18 protein-coding genes are annotated in these 17,446 nt (G+C 38.0%); 15 read left to right on the plus strand and 3 right to left on the minus strand.

The genetic code is table 11. The annotated features are described in order from the left end of the window. The first annotated feature begins 3 nt into the window (after positions 1-3). Genes MKY45_RS11435 through MKY45_RS11445 form a run of 3 tightly spaced genes read left to right on the plus strand, consistent with a single transcriptional unit; the run spans position 4 to position 3,753 of the window. Positions 4-2,319 (plus strand): ABC transporter permease, encoded by a 2,316-nt coding sequence (locus tag MKY45_RS11435; protein WP_042533892.1) that lies wholly within the window; start codon positions 4-6, stop codon positions 2,317-2,319. A 3-nt stretch (positions 2,320-2,322) separates the two neighbouring features. Continuing rightward, positions 2,323-3,084 carry an ABC transporter ATP-binding protein gene (locus MKY45_RS11440; RefSeq protein ID WP_042533894.1) on the plus strand — a complete coding sequence of 254 codons (762 nt, stop codon included), beginning with the start codon at positions 2,323-2,325 and terminating at the stop codon, positions 3,082-3,084. 30 nt (positions 3,085-3,114) lie between these two features. After that, positions 3,115-3,753, plus strand: a complete 639-nt coding sequence (locus MKY45_RS11445; RefSeq protein WP_341172936.1) for a class I SAM-dependent methyltransferase — start codon at positions 3,115-3,117, stop codon at positions 3,751-3,753. Positions 3,754-3,929: 176 nt separating this feature from the next. On the opposite strand, the gene MKY45_RS11450 is transcribed toward MKY45_RS11445, so the two are convergent. Both MKY45_RS11450 and MKY45_RS11455 read right to left on the minus strand, forming a co-directional pair. Then, a complete protein-coding gene (locus MKY45_RS11450) occupies positions 3,930-5,366 on the minus strand; it encodes a DUF6179 domain-containing protein (RefSeq protein ID WP_289585268.1) in 1,437 nt (478 codons plus the stop codon). A gap of 3 nt (positions 5,367-5,369) precedes the next feature. Continuing rightward, a complete protein-coding gene (locus tag MKY45_RS11455; protein WP_042533897.1) occupies positions 5,370-5,837 on the minus strand; it encodes a DUF6323 family protein in 468 nt (155 codons plus the stop codon). 358 nt (positions 5,838-6,195) lie between these two features. Here MKY45_RS11455 and MKY45_RS11460 point away from each other — a divergent pair, with 358 nt between their 5' ends. The 5 genes from MKY45_RS11460 to MKY45_RS11480 are packed head-to-tail and all read left to right on the plus strand — an operon-like array spanning position 6,196 to position 10,333. Further along, on the plus strand, positions 6,196-6,930 hold the full coding sequence (locus MKY45_RS11460) for an ABC transporter ATP-binding protein (RefSeq protein ID WP_341172937.1): 735 nt from the start codon (positions 6,196-6,198) through the stop codon (positions 6,928-6,930). Further along, a complete protein-coding gene (locus tag MKY45_RS11465) occupies positions 6,930-7,703 on the plus strand; it encodes an ABC transporter permease (RefSeq protein ID WP_042533902.1) in 774 nt (257 codons plus the stop codon). The genes MKY45_RS11460 and MKY45_RS11465 overlap by 1 nt, the downstream gene beginning before the upstream one ends. A gap of 31 nt (positions 7,704-7,734) precedes the next feature. Then, positions 7,735-8,523, plus strand: a complete 789-nt coding sequence (locus tag MKY45_RS11470; protein WP_341172938.1) for an ABC transporter permease — start codon at positions 7,735-7,737, stop codon at positions 8,521-8,523. Positions 8,524-8,561: 38 nt separating this feature from the next. Beyond that, the gene (locus tag MKY45_RS11475; protein ID WP_341172939.1) at positions 8,562-9,287 is read left to right on the plus strand and encodes a response regulator transcription factor; all 726 of its coding nucleotides are present in this window, start codon (positions 8,562-8,564) and stop codon (positions 9,285-9,287) included. Next, positions 9,284-10,333 carry a sensor histidine kinase gene (locus MKY45_RS11480; RefSeq protein WP_193062093.1) on the plus strand — a complete coding sequence of 350 codons (1,050 nt, stop codon included), beginning with the start codon at positions 9,284-9,286 and terminating at the stop codon, positions 10,331-10,333. The genes MKY45_RS11475 and MKY45_RS11480 overlap by 4 nt, the downstream gene beginning before the upstream one ends. Positions 10,334-10,472: 139 nt before the next feature. Here MKY45_RS11480 and MKY45_RS11485 read toward each other — a convergent pair whose 3' ends face one another. Continuing rightward, positions 10,473-11,843, minus strand: a complete 1,371-nt coding sequence (locus MKY45_RS11485) for an aminotransferase-like domain-containing protein (RefSeq protein WP_193062094.1) — start codon at positions 11,841-11,843, stop codon at positions 10,473-10,475. A 126-nt stretch (positions 11,844-11,969) separates the two neighbouring features. Between MKY45_RS11485 and MKY45_RS11490 the strand changes: the two genes are divergently transcribed. The 7 genes from MKY45_RS11490 (at position 11,970) to MKY45_RS11520 (ending at position 16,928) form a co-directional block, all read left to right on the plus strand. Then, positions 11,970-12,839, plus strand: coding sequence for a DMT family transporter (locus tag MKY45_RS11490; protein WP_042533912.1), 870 nt, complete (start codon positions 11,970-11,972; stop codon positions 12,837-12,839). A 230-nt stretch (positions 12,840-13,069) separates the two neighbouring features. Beyond that, a complete protein-coding gene (locus MKY45_RS11495) occupies positions 13,070-13,852 on the plus strand; it encodes an ABC transporter ATP-binding protein (RefSeq protein WP_256706239.1) in 783 nt (260 codons plus the stop codon). Between the two features lie 5 nt (positions 13,853-13,857). Next, positions 13,858-14,661, plus strand: a complete 804-nt coding sequence (locus tag MKY45_RS11500; protein WP_289585264.1) for a hypothetical protein — start codon at positions 13,858-13,860, stop codon at positions 14,659-14,661. Next, a complete protein-coding gene (locus MKY45_RS11505; RefSeq protein ID WP_256706241.1) occupies positions 14,658-15,413 on the plus strand; it encodes a hypothetical protein in 756 nt (251 codons plus the stop codon). Before MKY45_RS11500 ends, MKY45_RS11505 begins: the two co-directional genes overlap by 4 nt. 433 nt (positions 15,414-15,846) lie before the next feature. Beyond that, positions 15,847-16,176, plus strand: coding sequence for a PadR family transcriptional regulator (locus MKY45_RS11510; RefSeq protein WP_042533916.1), 330 nt, complete (start codon positions 15,847-15,849; stop codon positions 16,174-16,176). A gap of 348 nt (positions 16,177-16,524) precedes the next feature. Further along, positions 16,525-16,707, plus strand: a complete 183-nt coding sequence (locus tag MKY45_RS11515; protein WP_042533918.1) for a hypothetical protein — start codon at positions 16,525-16,527, stop codon at positions 16,705-16,707. A gap of 8 nt (positions 16,708-16,715) precedes the next feature. Further along, on the plus strand, positions 16,716-16,928 hold the full coding sequence (locus MKY45_RS11520) for a hypothetical protein (RefSeq protein ID WP_139089130.1): 213 nt from the start codon (positions 16,716-16,718) through the stop codon (positions 16,926-16,928). Positions 16,929-17,446 lie beyond the last annotated feature (518 nt).

The raw sequence follows: 17,446 nt of genomic DNA on the forward strand, positions 1-17,446 counted from the left end.
GGTATGTATTTTCGAGTTATACGCAATGATCTTTTTAGAAACAAGCTGATTAGTATCACGACGATGTTATTTATCTCTGCGGCAACAGCACTTGTCTGCTTAGCAGCTATTTTAAGCCTGAACCTTATCGGCTCGATTGAGACACTCACGAAACAGGCGCAAGTGCCAAACTTCCTGCAAATGCATAATGGGAATATCGATAAGGAGCGTTTAAATAACTTTGCAGAAGAACAAGAAAATGTAAAAAAATATCAGGTGTTGGATTTTTTAAATATTACTAATTCTAGTATTCAAGTAGGTGGAAATAACCTGATTGATAATGTTCAGGACAATGGTTTTACTACCCAAAGTTCTTCCTTTGATTTTCTGCTTGATTTGGAGGGAAGGCCAATCCATCCGGCAGAGGGAGAGCTATACGTTCCCATCGGCTATATGACAGATGGAACAGCTCAAATCGGGGATGAAGCAATGATTGCCGGAAAAGCATTTAAAGTTGCCGGATTCCTCAGAGATGCGCAAATGAATTCGCCTTTAGCTTCCTCCAAGCGTTTTTTAGTGCACGAAAATGATTATCAAGATCTGGTATCAAAAGGAACGCTGGAATATTTAATTGAATTCCAGCTGCATGATACATCTAAAACCAATGAATTTGAAACAGCATATGCCGATGCAGGATTAGAAGCCAATGGCCCGGCACTGACCAGTACTTTGTTTAAAGTAATTAACGGTTTATCTGATGGAATCATGATTGCAATCATCCTGCTGGTTAGTTTTCTAATCGTACTCATTGCATTTATGTGTATTCGTTTCACGCTATTAATCCAGATAGAAGAGGATTATCGGGAGATTGGTACGATGAAAGCAATCGGTCTAAGGCTGGCTGATATTAAAAAAATCTATCTTGCTAAATATGCATTTCTTGCTTTGGCAGGGAGCTTGCTTGGGCTGTTAGTATCTTTTATTTTCAGTAACCCTTTATTAGAGAATATCCGGCTGTATATGGGGGAAAGCCAATATGATAGCTGGAGTATTTTTCTTGCCATACTTGGAAGTATATTTGTTTTCCTGCTGGTGATTGGTTACATTTATTTCTTGTTGAGACGTTTTAGAAAAATCTCTGCTGCATCAGCAATCCGTACGGGCAGTCCGGAGGAAAACACTGCCCGTAAAAATTACTTCTTACTCAGTCAAAATAAGCTAATGTCTACCAATGTTTTTCTAGGGATAAAGGATGTACTATCCCGTAAGAAGCTTTATGCAACAATGCTGATTGTTCTACTGCTTTCTTGTTTTATCATAATTGTTCCCTGGAACACATACCATACCGTATCTTCACCATCTTTCACAAAATATCTTGGCTTTGGAGAAATGGACCTGATGGTTAGTATATATCCATCTGAGGAAATGGAGGAGAATAAACAACAGATTGTAAATTATTTAAATGATGATGCTTCTATTCACCAGTATGTTGAGATTACCTCCAAATCCTTTCGAGCTGTAAAAGAGGATGGTACAGAAGAAAAAATAATCGTTGAACTTGGCGATCATGCTGCGTTTCCAATCGAATACAATGCAGGAAAAGCACCAGAAGCACCGAATGAAATTGCATTATCCTCTTTGAATGCAGAGGAGTTTGGAAAACAAGCTGGTGATACGATTGAAATCATTACCGGTGAAGGTCCGGAAAGCTTTGTCGTCTCTGGGATATACTCCAATATTTTAAATGGAGGTAAAACGGCAAAAGCTGCTTTTTCAGATGAAACCGCTCCAGCGATGTGGTTAAACTATTATATCCAGCTTAATCATGCTAACCAGGCTGCTGTTACTGCTAAAAAAATGTCACAGGTTTTGCCATTTGCCAGCGTAACAGATGCGCATCACCATAAGCAGCAAGTATTTGGTTCTACGATGGATTCGATGAAAACAGCAGCGAATGTTGCCTTAATCGTGGCTTTGTTCATAACAGGTCTAGTAAGCTTGTTATTTATGAAATTAGTGGTTACTAAGGATCGCTCGGCAATTGCCACGTTAAAAGCAATTGGTTTTACGAATCAGGATTTGACCAAACAATATGCAGCTCGCGGAATTTTCATTTTGATAATTGGCGTAGCAGGAGGCAGTATCTTAGCGAATACCTTTGGGGAAGCAATCGCAGGGATGGCTATTTCTTCCTTTGGTGTAGATTCGATTGCCTTTATCAGTCATCCGTTTATCTATTTGGGGTTTCCATCCCTTATGCTTATTGTTACTTTATTGGCAACAAAATTGGGAACCAATCAAGCTGGTAAAATACCAATTGCAGAAAATATAAAGGAGTAAATGATGAGAAAAATACTGGATGGGCAACAAATTCATAAATCTTTTGATATAGAAAAAGAAAAAATCAACGTTTTACAGGGGGTATCCATTACCATTTACGAAAGCGAATTCATCTCTATTATGGGACCATCGGGATCGGGAAAATCAACGCTTCTCTATGCTTTAAGCGGGATGGACACCGTTGATAGCGGCGAAATAATATTCAATAATCAACGTCTGCCAGCATGTGGAGAATCAGAGCTTGCTGAAATCCGCCGCCAGCAAATGGGGTTTGTCTTCCAGCAGCCGACATTTTTAAAAAATTTAACAATTATTGATAATATCGTACTCCCAGCTGTGCGAGATAACAAGAGAAAAACAAAAGAATTGGCGAAGAAAGCACAGCAGCTTTTAGAAAATACCGGGATTGGCGATTTGGCATATCGCATGACGAACCAGGTTTCTGGAGGGCAGCTGCAAAGGGCAGGAATTTGCCGGGCTTTGATCAATGAACCGAAAATCATTTTTGGAGATGAACCAACAGGGGCTTTAAACTCAAAGACTGCGGAGGGAATGATGGACTATTTCCTTCAGGTTAATCAAGAAGGAACAACGATTATGCTAGTGACACATGATGCGAAAGTTGCTGCCAAAAGTGAACGGGTCTTATTTATGAAAGACGGGCAAATTGTTGATGAATTGCGATTAGGGAAACTAGCGCATCAACAGGGGATGGATAGCCGGATAGAAAAAGTAACAAGGAAGATGTTACGGATAGAAATGTAGCCTACATCAAGAGGAGGGCTTTGGACAAAAATGCTTAAAATGATTATTTTCGCAATGGTTCCTATGAGCATTAGCATCTTCTATGCCTGGAGGTTTGCTTCGCGAAAACGTGAAATTCCTTGTCCATTCTGGCTGCGTTGGCTGGTGGAACTGGATAATCCCTTTACCAAACCGAATAAAGCGAATGAAATTATTGAGCAATCTGGCATACAGCCGGGAATGCATGTGATTGATTTAGGGTGCGGACCTGGGAGGGTGACGATTCCAGCAGCAGAACGTGTTGGCTCCAACGGAAAAATAGCTGCGTTAGATATTCAGGATGAAATGTTACAAAGGGTAGAAAAAAAAGTGCAAAGAAGAAATTTAAAGAATATTGAATTGGTGCAGGGAAAAATTGGTTTGGGTCAACTGCGGCAATCACCTTGTGATCATGTCTTGCTTGTCAATGTCTTAGGGGAAATACCAGATCGGCAAGCAGCATTGGAAGAAATTTTTAATATTTTAAAGCCAGGTGGTATCCTGACGGTAGCGGAGACCATATTTGATCCACATTTTCAGAGGAGAGAAGAGGTTTCAAAGCTTGCCGATAAAGCAGGATTTTATGAAGCGGGTTTTAATGGGAATTGGGCGGCGTATTCGCTGTTATTAAGGAAACCAGTTTCTCGTTAGAAACAAGAACGGACTATCAAAACATAAATAATCTTCATGGCTATTTTCAAAAGTATGATTTTTCAAGGAGAAGCGTCCGTAAATCTTCTGTTTTAAAATTAAATTTATATAGTAGGGAGATTTACGGACGCCGCCCCTGTGAATTACTGAGGCTAGCTCATTTCCATGATTCCTGTCTAATCAAATGATATATCCTCATAATCGATTTTATAAATAAGGTTTCCAATAACTCTAATTCGCGTTTCATCCAATTGCTGCAAGAACGCAATATAGTACATTTCCCATTCATTCTCTGTTTCAACGCCGTCAGCAACCATATTGGAGAATTCATGAGTACCTTCCCGTAACTCCTCATAAAAAACAATTTTGGCTAAAATAGCTAGCTCGATATCTCCAAAAGTTTTAAAAAGCGCTTCATAATCACCATTAAACAGACATTCAGCATGGAGAAGATCCAGATAATCATGCAGTGAAACAAAATTATTCCGGATAAGTTGTACTTTTTCTTCAATATTGTCAATTTCTAAGATACGATCTACCAGGCTGCGTAAGTCCATATCACTCATCCGATCATTCTCATTTAACTTGAATTCCATTGTTTTTTCGGTTTCTTTTATTTCTCTGATGATAAGTTTTTCGAAGCTGCCGATTTTTGCAGCGTGATTCACCCTTTGCATCAATTCATCCCGGTACAAATTGATGTAATCTGTAAGTGCTTGATCCGTTTGCAGAGATTTTTGCAATTGATTGACTGCTTCATGAATCAGCTGCGTCCTTTGATCAGTAGGGGAGGTTATTAATTTTCGATTTAACTGTTCAAATTGAACTTCCGAAAGTCGAACATTATTAGGCTTTCCCCCAGATAGCAGTGAAAAAACAGCATTGTTTATCATTAACTCAAATATATTGAATAATTCAATTTGATATTGAAATCGGCTTATTTTCCCGTAATTTATTAAGATATACATGACATCCTGATGACTAAAAAAATGGCAGAATTCTGTCTCCATTCGTAAACGTTCTACATACTGCTTTATATAGAAAACGCCTTGGAGCCGCATATCGTCTATGGCTAAAGGATAATCAATGCTCGCCATGGTATTTTGAGCTTCAAAAATAATATCATAGTGCTGCAAAAATAGAGGTAATGATTCATCGATAGTCGTATTGTAAGCATCGACGGGCACATCTAATTTTATCTTTTTCACTTCTTGATATATTTTTTTCGTCTCTTCAAAATAGTGACGTAGTAATTCAACTCCTTTAGAATGTATATCTTTTATGTTTTTCATATTTAAATGAGCAAGCGCTTCTTCAGGATGCTTACATTGAAGGGCGTAAGCATCGATAGCATAAAGCAGAGAGGTCATGATTCCTTCTGCTGTTTCCATTGTCACTGATGTACTTTCGCCTTGAGTATGCTGCAGAATCAATTGCTGCAGAACCTGCATCATCTCTGCTTGTATCTGGTAAGCTTTTTGACTGGAGATGATAGCTGACCGCTGACCTTCTTGCAGCAGGGTCAAGGTGTATTGATTTCGTATTAACCGCGATCGGTCAATTATTCTATTAGAAATATGCCGGAAACGAGCTGATTTGTCATCTGATTCCATGCGTTAATCATCCCCTTTGAATAAAGAATTGGGAAGTGCTATATTTCTTCTGAAATTCTCTGCAAGTTCCTCCATTTTACTTCTTAACAATTCGATAGACCCTGCACAAGACCCGTTATAAAACTCATTCATCAGTTGAATAAGCTTTGCATCGCTAAACTTATCTTCGGTTTCATTCCTAAGATAATAAAAGATCTCTTGAAGTTCGTTCAGCGTATCAACATAATGTTCTTGATCCATATAAGGAGAAGTAGAAAATACCTCAATTAGCTCTTTTAACACGCCGATGCTCAGCTCAACTCTCGCATGATCCCGCAACACTTTATTTCTGGACACTACCAGCGTTTTTGCATCGTCTGGCGTCAGAATCAGGCCCCATTCTTTCGTTTTCTCATTTAAACGAACAAGTTCCATCACTGCATTAGAATTCTGCGATAATTGGATGGAATTCAACATATCGGATAAATCCATAACGTATCACCTTTCCTGTAAGGATATTTAGAACGCAAAAAAGGGTCCCCTGGCCAAGGGAACCCTATTATATAATTAAAGTAAATTATAGCATAAATAAAATTTTTTGTCAAATATTTAGATTGGATAATGAACCCTGATAGCAGTGTGGTTTTTGGGGGAAAGTCTTTTGAGTTATTATTTTCTATTTCACTCCCTGCCTAGGAGATGTATTCATTCTGAGTTAGGTTTCTTTTGCTGGAGTTTTAACAATGTAATCTATTTGTTATCTCTTGTTTATTAATTCAAATGCGGCAGTTTATTTTTGGCATCTATACTTGAGAATATAACGATAAAACAACAGAAAGGAAATAATAAAATGGCTACTGAAACATTATTAGAAACACATAAACTGACGAAATCATTTCAGGGGAAAACAATCATTGATAACTTAAATCTTAATATAAAAAAAGGGGATGTATATGGATTTCTGGGTAGAAATGGACAAGGCAAAACAACAATGATCCGAATGTTGACCGGCTTGATTTTTCCTGATTCGGGAGAGGTTGTCATTAATGGCTTGAATCTAAGGGGAGATTTTAAACAGGCAATTTCACAAATCGGAGCGATTGTAGAGAATCCTGTCTTTTATGATTATCTTTCCGGGTATGAGAACCTGTCACTGATGGTCAATTTAATCCCTGGTATTGGTAAAGAGAAAATAAATGAAGTGTTAGAACTCGTCGGGCTGACACGGAGAGCAAAGGATAAAGTTGCTGCTTATTCACTAGGGATGAAGCAGCGTTTGGGGATTGCCAATGCGCTTTTAAATGATCCGCAATTAATTATTCTCGATGAACCGACAAATGGACTGGACCCACAAGGGATGATAGAAATCAAAGAAATGATTCTGCAGCTTTCTTCGAAAAAAGAGATTACTTTCTTTATTTCGAGCCATTTACTGCACGAAGTTAGCCAAATTTGTAACCGTGTTGGGATTCTTAATGACGGAAAACTTCTTGCAGAAGGCGATGTCAGTGAGCTGATTAATGATAGCGAAACTCATTCCTTGGAAGAAGCCTTCTTTAACATAACCAGCGGGGGTCAACATTAATGGGCTTATTAAAAAATGAGTTATATAAACTTTTTAAAATGAAAAAAATCTATGTGTTTGCAGCAGTTATGCTGGGAATCACCTTTTTGAATTTATATGATTATCAACCAGGCGGTTCGGAAATGACGGTTTGGGATTTTTATTATGGTCAATCTGTTCCGCTATCGATGATTCAGATTTTCTCTCAATTTATGATTATTTTTATTCCAATCGTGATAGCGGATTGTATCAGTAATGATTACCGAAATGGAACATTAAAATTATCCCTGCAGCGCCCGATTGCGCGATGGCAGCTGTTATCGGCAAAGCTAATGGCTTTGTTTGCATTTATTATTGTTTCAACGGTTCTCTTTTTGATTTTATCCTATACATTAGGAGTTTATTTTATCGGCTGGGGAGAGGTGACAGAGTACTTGGGAGTCAGTTATCCGCCAATGAAAGGAATTGGTGTAACCGTAGGGGTATATGCTTTATTTATGCTGCCGACGATGGCGTACGGAATATTTGCGGGCTTTATTGCCGTTTTAGTTAAAAATATGAGTACGGCGATTATTATATCGCTGGTCCTGATTACGGTTGGATTAAATTTAAATGGTGTCTCAGCTATTGCTCCGTATTCCTTAGCGCATCATTTAATGTATTTTCCTGAAGAGTTGATGCAGATACAGGGTTGGTCTGGAATACTGCAAAATATTGGAGTTGTCCTCATATACGGAGTTTTATTTGCAGGATTATCCTTCTGGTTATTTAAAAAGAAAGAAATCTTATATTAATTGATTTAATGGGAAGCGTGGAGGGAATTAAATGACAGGTTTAATCAAGAATGAAATCTACAAATTCTTTAAACAAAAAAAACTCTATTTGTTTATGGGGGTTATGATTGCCGTTCAGCTGGTAAATATATTACAGTATCAGGCGGACAGGGGAGAGCAAGCTGCTTATCTATTGAACGGACAGTCGTATCCGCTGGAGGCGCTAGCCGAATCCTCCCTTTTTATCATCATGTTCCAGGCTATTTTTATTGCGGAATCGATAGCGGAAGAATATAAGCGTGGCACCTTTAAACTGGTATTATTACGCCCTGTTACTCGTATCCAATTTTTAATAGCAAAGTCAGCCGGCGTATTGGTCTGTATCTGTTTTATGGTTGTTTTTACCACCCTCACCGCTTACGGTACAGGCTTCTTTTTCTTAGGCTGGGGCGAGCAGCTGGTGGTTCAAGGAGAACCGCTTTTTTCAGAGGGGGCGTCTATCTATGGTGGAGAGGGGATCGTGCTTACCTACACAGCTGCGTTTGCTTATATTCTGCCTGTATTTGGTTTTGCTATGCTGCTCATGTTTATTGCGTTATTATCACTGAATGTTGGAATAACCATCGGTACAGCATTGGCTTTATTTATATTTGCCCCTTTATTAAATGGAGAGATTACCGCTTATTCCATTGTCCATATCATGAACGCATTTCCTGCTTTATTTATCAACCAGGAAGCATCCCGGGAAATCCTTTTTGATACAGGAGTCATCTTTGTTTATATCGTCATTTTTTACATAGGCAGTCTTATTTTTATCAAAAAGAAGGATGTATTGTTATAATTATTAATATTTAAGACGGGATTAGGAGGGGCTGCGTCATGCGGGATAAAAAGGTTCTGGTCGTTGATGATGAGCTGGAGATTGCGGAATTAATCAAAGATTATTTGGAAGAGGAACAATATGATGTTGAGATTAGTACGGACGGGGAGGAGTGCCTTGCGGTCTTTCGGGAATACCGGCCACATTTGATTGTGCTGGATATTATGCTTCCTGGATTAGACGGAATGGAAGTATGCCGGACGATAAGGGCGGAATCAGCTGTCCCTATCATTATGCTGAGTGCAAAAAAATCAGAGATAGATAAAGTTTTAGGTTTGGGGTTAGGGGCGGATGATTATGTGGTGAAACCGTTCAGCCCAAGAGAAGTAGTTGCTCGTGTAAAGGCGCAGTTAAGAAGATATGATCAGCTTTCAACGGTAGAAAAAGAGGGAAGCGCATCAACAGAATATAAAACAGAAGTCTTAACCTTTGATAATATAGAGATTAATATAAATGCTTATACAGTCAAAATAAATGCAAAACAAATAGAGCTGACAACTAAGGAATTTGAGGTGCTGCGTTTTTTAGCTAAGAGCGCTAACCACGTTTTGACCCGCCGGCAAATTTATGACCACGTGTGGGGAATCAATGAGTATGGCGATTTAAACACCGTAACCATCCATATTAAAAAAATCCGTCAAAAGATAGAAGAGGATACTGCCACCCCTAAATGGATCCAGACTGTCTGGGGCGTAGGCTATAAATTTGTGGGAGATAAAAAATGAGGCTGGGTGTAAGAGGGAAGCTGATTTTGTCCTTTTCATCGATGCTGGTGCTGCCGATAGTGGTTGCGCTGCTTTCTGGAGTCAACTCAAGCAATCGTATTTCCTTTAGCACGCTTCTTCCGGTTTTGCTGGCTCTGCTTATCCCATTTATTATCGGGGCCCTGATTACTGGCTGGGTCATTTCCCGGAATGTTTTAAAGCCTCTAGGAGAATTAGGAAAGGCAACAAGAAATATCAGGGAAGGAAATCTTGATTTTGCTGTTTCCTATCGGGAAAATGATGAGATAGGTGATTTATCTCGTGCTTTTGATGAAATGAAAGACCAGTTAAAAGAATTACGGGAAAAAGAGGCTGCTCACGAAACAGCGCGAAAAGACTTGATTGCCAGTATTTCACATGATTTACGAACGCCGATGTCATCGATTAAAGGCTATGTAGAAGGTTTGCAGGATGGAGTTATCCATGACAAGGACCAATTTCAACGCTATATTTCGGTAATTAAAAATAAAACGGAAAATCTGGATCACTTAATTGAAACACTTTTTCAATATTCGCAATTAGATATAAAGGCAGCAGAAGAAAGCTTTTCTGTTTGGAATTCCCAAGAACTGCTGGAAACAATCATCCATCCAATAAAGCTGGAGTTTATGGATGCGCCGATGCAATTAGAAGTGATAAAGCCTTTTCCGGAGGTGAATCTGCTTGTTAATGCAAACGAGCTCGCCCAGGTTTTCGATAATTTAGTAAGCAATGCGAAAAGATATGTTGGTGAAGAAGGGGTTATTGCGATTAGAGTGAATGTGGATAAACAAAAACTAAAAGTATCTGTAACAGACAATGGAGCAGGTATCACACAAAAAGATCTGCCGTTTGTATTTGAACAGTTTTATCGTACAGAAAAATCCCGATCAAGGCATTTTGGCGGGGCGGGACTCGGGCTAGCTATCTGTAAGAAAATAATTGATAAACATGGCGGTGAGATTTGGGCAGAGAGTGAATGGGGTAAGGGCACATCCTTTTATTTTACAATTCCAGTTTCGTTTTAGATGGATATATACGTGAACTGTATTGCTATGCGCGGAAAGATGATGATTATAATAAATATTTGAACATCATTCAGGCACTTTGAAAACCCAGCTGTTTTTTTAGCTGGGTTTTCAATTCTTGACAAAAATAATATAACGATTAAGGAATCATTATATTATCCGCAATATAGTTCAATCTTTTTCGGTTCTGTTTTATTACTTTCGAGATAATTTCGATTCCTTTGTCTATTTTATTCTCTTCGATTTTTGAAATGCATATTCTTATCGCGTTTTCCTTATTAAAATCATCTAGGTACATATCTGAGCAATCTTTAACGTACACGCTTTGTTCTTTCAGTATATTGGTTATATATGCCGCCTTGATATTGTCAGGTAAGTAAATACAAATAAAAAATCCATTATTGGGTTTGCTGTATTTAATAGAATCATCAAAATATGTTTTGCACGCTTCAAGCAGAATATCTAACTTGTTTTTGTATACCTTTTTTATTTTATCAATGTGAGTATGAAACATACCGCTTTTAAGGTATATTTCAAAAGCCCCCTGTGAGATGGCCGGACTATTAAAATCAGATGTAAATTTATACTTAATAAACTCATTTTTCATCCTGTCAGGTACGATAATTGAAGCAATCCTCATCCCTGGCAGAAAAACTTTTGAAAAGCTTTTGATATAGATAACCCTATTTGTGTCATCGAAGCTATAAAAAGGGTCGGCTTTCGTATCTAAATCTAATTCGCTTAAATAATCATCTTCAACTAAGTAAACATCGTATTTTTGAATTAAAGCGAGGATTCTTTTTTTATCTTCATTCGAATAACTGAAGCCGGAGGGATTCTGAAATCTGGTTATGACATAAAATAATTTGATATCATGATTTTTTAAGATATGCTCCAGACTTTCTAAGTCAATACCATTTTTCGAAACATCCAGCCCATAGATATTGCAATCGGTATTTTTGATAGACTCCAAGGCGCCATAATATGTAGGCTGTTCCACGAGAATATTCGTTCTTTTATTAGGCAAGGGCATATTTACAGCTAAATTAATAGCTTGTTGCGCTCCGGTGGTTATAAATAGATTATTCACATCTGCGAAAACTTGAAAATCCTGCAGGTATTTTTGTATTTCGCACCTTAAACTATAAATACCTTCAAAAGGGGAGTAGGAGAATATTTCATTTTTATATATATCTATTGCCTGATTAATACAATGTTGAAAATCTTTATACGGCATGACATTCAAATCAGGACTTGCCGATAAAAAATCAAAAACTTCAAGGTTATCTTCCTCACGTTCCATGCTTTCAATTACATAATATCCGCTTTTGCTGACGGAGTATATATAATGTTTACCCTCCAATTCTTGATAAGCCCTAATAATGGTGCTTTTATTGCAGGAAAATTCTTCTGCCATTGCTCTGATCGAGGGCAATTTATCACTTGGTTTTAATTTCTCCTCTTTAATCAAACTTATAATATAACGAACCACTTTTTCAAATTTATTCATTAAAATACCTCCCTGCTCAGGTTTGTACCGGTACACATCGTGATAACTCTTCTTTTATGATAAAAATTATTATATTAGTATGTTATATGTACCGGTACAATAATTCAATGAAAAGGAGCAGTATTTATGGAAGAGCGTAATCATTTATCGGGTTTTGTTTGGGGGATGCTTGGAGTGCTATGTTTCAGCCTCACATTACCAGCAACGAATGTAGCGGTTCAATATTTTAATTCTACATTTGTTGGACTTGGCAGAACAATACCAGCCTCGCTATTGGCTGTCTTATTTTTGATAATCAATAAACAACCTGTACCGACCAAAAAACAATTCAGAGATCTTTTTATTATTGCGTTTGGGGCAGTTTTAATTTTCCCGCTGTTAACAACCTATGCAATGGCAGATTTACCAGTATCTCACGGGGCAGTTGAACTAGCATTGCTTCCGTTGGCCACAGCATTTTTTGCGATGATTATAGCGAATGAAAGGCCTGCTTTTAAATTTTGGGTAGCTAGTTCGATCGCTTCTTTATCTGTGATTATATATGCATTTACTTTAGGATTAGGAACTATCCATTTGGCGGATATGGCGTTGATTATATCTGTCATTATATTGGGATTGAGTTATGCGATGGGGGCTAAATTAGCTAAAGAAATAGGCAGCTGGCAAACCATAGCTTGGTCCGTCATTATTGGAGCTCCCTTATTTTTAATACCTGTTATTCGTTCTATTCATGCAGAAGAAATCTTAGCTGTGCCTATAACGGGCTGGGTGAGCTTTATTTATTTAGCAGTAATCAGTCAATTTTTGGCGTATGTATTTTGGTATAAAGGATTGTCTGTCGGCGGAATTTCCAAAGTAAGTCAACTGCAATATTTACAACCTTTTTTAATGATTACATTCTCTTTTTTATTTCTGAATGAAGTATTTAATTTGTATACCGTAATTATTGCTGTTGTAACCGTCAGCTGCGTGATTATTGGTAAAAACGCAGCATGAATGAGGGGGGCGTAAAAGAAAGTACCGTTAAAGTTTAATATACTTTTATTAATCAGCGGCTGGAAAAAACATATTTTCCAGCTGTTTTTTGAAGGTGAAAAAATGACTTTTTGAAATCAGTAGTATTTGTATACCTGGTCCTTGTTTATAGAATTGTAATCTTTCTGTTAATAGACGTATATGAAGTCAAATGCAGCAGTTTATTTTTCGCTACTATACTAAAGAAGTACATGAAAAAAACGATTGGAAGAAAGGGAGCGATGTATTTGCATGCGAAAAATAGCAGGACAGGAACAGAAGCGATTGCAGTTAATAATGTAACAAAACGATACGGCAAGAAAACAGCCATTGAAAATGTATCGTTCACAGCACAACCAGGCCGGGTGACTGGATTTTTAGGGCCTAACGGAGCAGGGAAATCGAGTACACTGCGCATTTTACTCGGTTTGGATTTTCCTACCAGCGGCACAGCGCTTATTGAAGGTAAACCATTTGTTAATCATCGTCAGCCATTGCGAACAGTTGGTGCGATGCTAGATGGTGCTGCGGCTGTTCTGGAGCGCCGGGGTATTGATCACCTAAAGTGGATAGCTGAATCGAATCGTATTCCAAAAGAAAGAATCGTTGAAGTACTGGAAATGGTGGGTCTTTCTAATGCGGCAAAAGCAAGAGTGAAAAAGTATTCTTTAGGGATGAAACAGCGTCTTGGTCTGGCTGCTGCATTACTTGGAGAGCCCCGAATTCTTATACTCGATGAGCCTGTAAATGGGTTAGATCCTGAAGGTATCCGGAGTGTGCGGCGACTTCTGCAAGACTATGCACGAAATGGGAATACGGTGTTACTCTCCAGTCACTTAATGGACGAAACGTCGAAAATAGTGGATGATATTGTGATTATCAATAATGGAAAGATTATTGATTCAGGATCGCTGGAAGAGGTTGTTGCAGATCATGATTCTCTTGAGGAAGCTTTTTTTGCCTTAACTGGTATCAAGAGCGAAGAAAGCTGGTGATGAGCATGATAGCAGCAATACGATCTGAATTCACAAAAATAATTACATTGCGAAGCGTTTGGATTATCACCTTTATCTTATTGGGTGCCGGTCTCTTATTTCATTATTTTAGTGGAACTGGCTTCTTGGGAAACCTAAAAACGTTAGATGGGAATGGCATGCACTGGGAGTATAGAAGACCCATCAAAGCAGAACTAGATTTTTTCAGCACCATCGGTTCAGCAATATTTAATCCTGGAATCCTGTTCCCATTACTTGGTGCAGTCATTGCGGGTGCTGAATTTCAGGCTGGCCAATTAGGAATTAGTTTGCTTGCAGTGCCTTCCCGAAAGCAAATGATTATCAGTAAGGTTATTGCGACAATCCTTTATACACTTGGCATTGGAATTGTTTATGCCATCATATCGCTGGTTACAGCGTACTTTATGGTCAAAGATTGGCAGCTAGATATCTTATCGTCACCTGAAGTGTTTATCCGGATTTCAGGGGGTATCTTTTTCCTTGTCGCGATTACCTTGATATCTTTAGGCATCACGCTTATTACCCGGCGAACCCTTTTGGGTATTTTAATCATGGGTGGATTTATTGGGGTGACCATGTCCCAAGCGATTGCTTCATTTGCGCCAGCCGTGGACGCATGGACACCAATTAGCGCAGCTCGTAATTTTTTATTACAAGAACCAGCTATGCCTGTGATAGGACCGCCATTCAGTTCGAGTAATCTAATGGGAGGGATGGTGTTAGCCCTCTGGCTTATTGGCGTATTAATTGTTTCACTCATTCTAATGAAGCGGAGGGACGCCCGATGAAGGTAGCTGCTTCTGAGCAAACTGTCATTTCTTTCTCGGATGTAGTTCGATCTGAATTCACTAAGATTATCTCACATCCAACAATCGTACTATTTATCATTATCACCACGATTATGAATCTTGGGCTTGCTATATTGGACACAAGTGGTCTTGTTTTTTATCCTGGAAATGATATGCCTCCGTCTACAGTGGCAGATTTTGGTCTTGTTATGTTTGCTCCTATTTACGCGTTTCTTATTCTGCCTGTTTATGCAGCAAGCAGTGAATATCAAGAGGGGCAGAATCGTATGACGTTAATTACTGTTCCTAATCGTCAGCTATTAATGAAAGGAAAAATAGTTGCGGTGGGACTGGCGGTGTTATGCGGAATATTGGTTACTATCATCCCGTCACGATTAATTATTCATATCTTTTCGGATGTAGATATGAGCTGCATTTTGATTGATCTCACACGCTGGACAGCGGTCTACTTGCTAATGTCTATCATTGCTTTTAGCATTGCGGGATTAACGCGCAGCGCCATCGTACCACTTTCCATTTTGATTATGATTCCTATATTTATTGCGACTGGTATTTTACAATTGCCAGAAGGACTGCGATTCCTGCCGGATCAAGCGAGCATGAGCTTACTCGGAACGCCTGCTTATGAAGTGACCGAACTGTCACCGTGGATTGCTTTCTTTACGCTTTTTGTTTGGGGGGTAATATGTGCAATTGCTTATTGGCTGTCTTTTCTTCGGAGGGATAGCTAAGCAGCGATAAGAGAGAAGCAGCTGCAGCTAAAAGCTTCGCAATAATTCCCTTGATCCTCTATTATTCGCATCTTGTTTAAAAAAAGCAGGGTGCGGATTGTTTATCTTATAGTATTTTCATATTATAAGATTGTTCCTCACTCATTTATAAAATCTCATTAAAAGTCTAAAAAAGGTCAATACTAAATTACTAATGTAAAAAGAGTGGTTATTTAATTAATTACTCTTTTATGAAAATACAATCTTTTATGAAAATACAATATTATAATTATGAGTTTCATATATTTTTTTAAATGTATTAATATCTGGTATAATAATATTTATAGATATTTGAAATGATAAATCTGTTTTATATATAATTACTTTGACAGGAAGAGTAATCAGTTGATTTATTACTCTACCAGATATGGTTATGTGATAAGGAGGATATGTTATGATTAGAAGTGATATTATACGAGGACATTTAGAATCGATTATACTGCGTCTGATTTATGAAAATGATCAGTACGGTTATGAAATATCAAAGCAAATCAGCTTACGGACTGAAAGTCGTTTTCAGATTAAAGAAGCGACACTATATGCCGTTTTTCAGCGTCTTGAAAAGAAAGGATTAATCGAATCTTACTATGGTAAAGTGTCTCATGGCGGAAAGCGAAAATATTATAGAATTACGATGTTGGGGAAAGCATATTTAAAAGAGACAGCCAGAGAGTGGGAGGAAACAAAAGAAATTATTGATTTGTTTATGGAAGGATTAGATTGAAGAAGACGCAGTATTAATTTGAAATTGTTTTTTGGTATTAAGAAGTCTGAAAGGCAACGATTTGATGTCTTTAAACGAACACGGATTTTTTACGGGGAAAAAGAGGACATGGATAATGTAAATGATTTATTTGGCGAATTAAAAATGAAGCCGTTTTAAAAACAGGTGTTGAAGAAGACAGGGTTAAGTTATATTATTTAGATATGGGATATTTTTGGAAGTTTATAAACTACTATGCATCTTTAGCGCATTATTACCTGTTCCATATCAGGGCACATTTTCGGAATAGGTAACAACGTGCAAGTATCTTTTTAAAGAAAAATTTGTGAAGGGAAGGAGAATTTTGTTTTGTCAGCATCTGTAGGCGGATTAAATATGGGAGACGTAATAATTCAATTACTCTTTTTGTTACTTGTTATTTTGCTCGTTATAGGAATCGTATCGCTCGTCGTCATGTGTATCAAAAGAAATAAAAGAATAAGTCAATTAGAAGAAAAAATTGATAAATTACAGTCAGAGAAAGATAAATAGCTTTTCTTGTGAATGAAATTACGCTTTACTCCCAAATTGACGGTAATGAAAAGGGGCGATTTTTTACAGCAGATAGGGTTGGTAAAATGAATAATGATAAAAAAGCAGGATTTGGTCAGGAAATGGCATCTAAATGGTTTTTAAACGTGCCAAAACGGCTCAGGTTTTCCATTATATTTGGAGCTTTAATAGTGTTGATTTATTTAGTAAATAAAGGATAGGTTATTAACAAGTTTCCCAGCATGGATTTATATATAGCCTGCCAGTTTTTTTGCTCTGACGCTCCCTCTGTACGATCGTTTGCCACTTCCAGTTCTGCTCTATATTTCTGGAATGACCGTCTCTGTATTCAGGCGGGATTATCTTACATTCGAATTATTACATAATTACTTTGGGGGAGCGTTTGCCGGTTTGGACAGTTACATTGCTTGTCGCTGTTCTGTTCTGCATTGGTCGTGAACTGTTTATTCCTTAACGATTTGCTCCAATTTAAATTTTTCCGGCGTGAAGCATCTTTATCACGGGAATGGTGAGGCATCTCTGCGGACCAAATTAGGAATTACATACGTAATATTGTTTCCGCACCTGTCATTTTACTTTATTTTTGCTTTTAATTCGTTTTATGTAAAGAAAAGCGGGAAAAGCAACGCTTTAGCGGCTGCTTTGTTGTAAGCTGTCCTGAAAAGGTCGCAGGTTGATACAGTTTCTGAACAGGAAGTTGAATACGTTAGGCAGCGAA

Origin of the sequence: Oceanobacillus sp. FSL K6-0251 (assembly GCF_038004725.1) — a bacterium.
Classification (GTDB): domain Bacteria; phylum Bacillota; class Bacilli; order Bacillales; family Amphibacillaceae; genus Oceanobacillus; species Oceanobacillus oncorhynchi.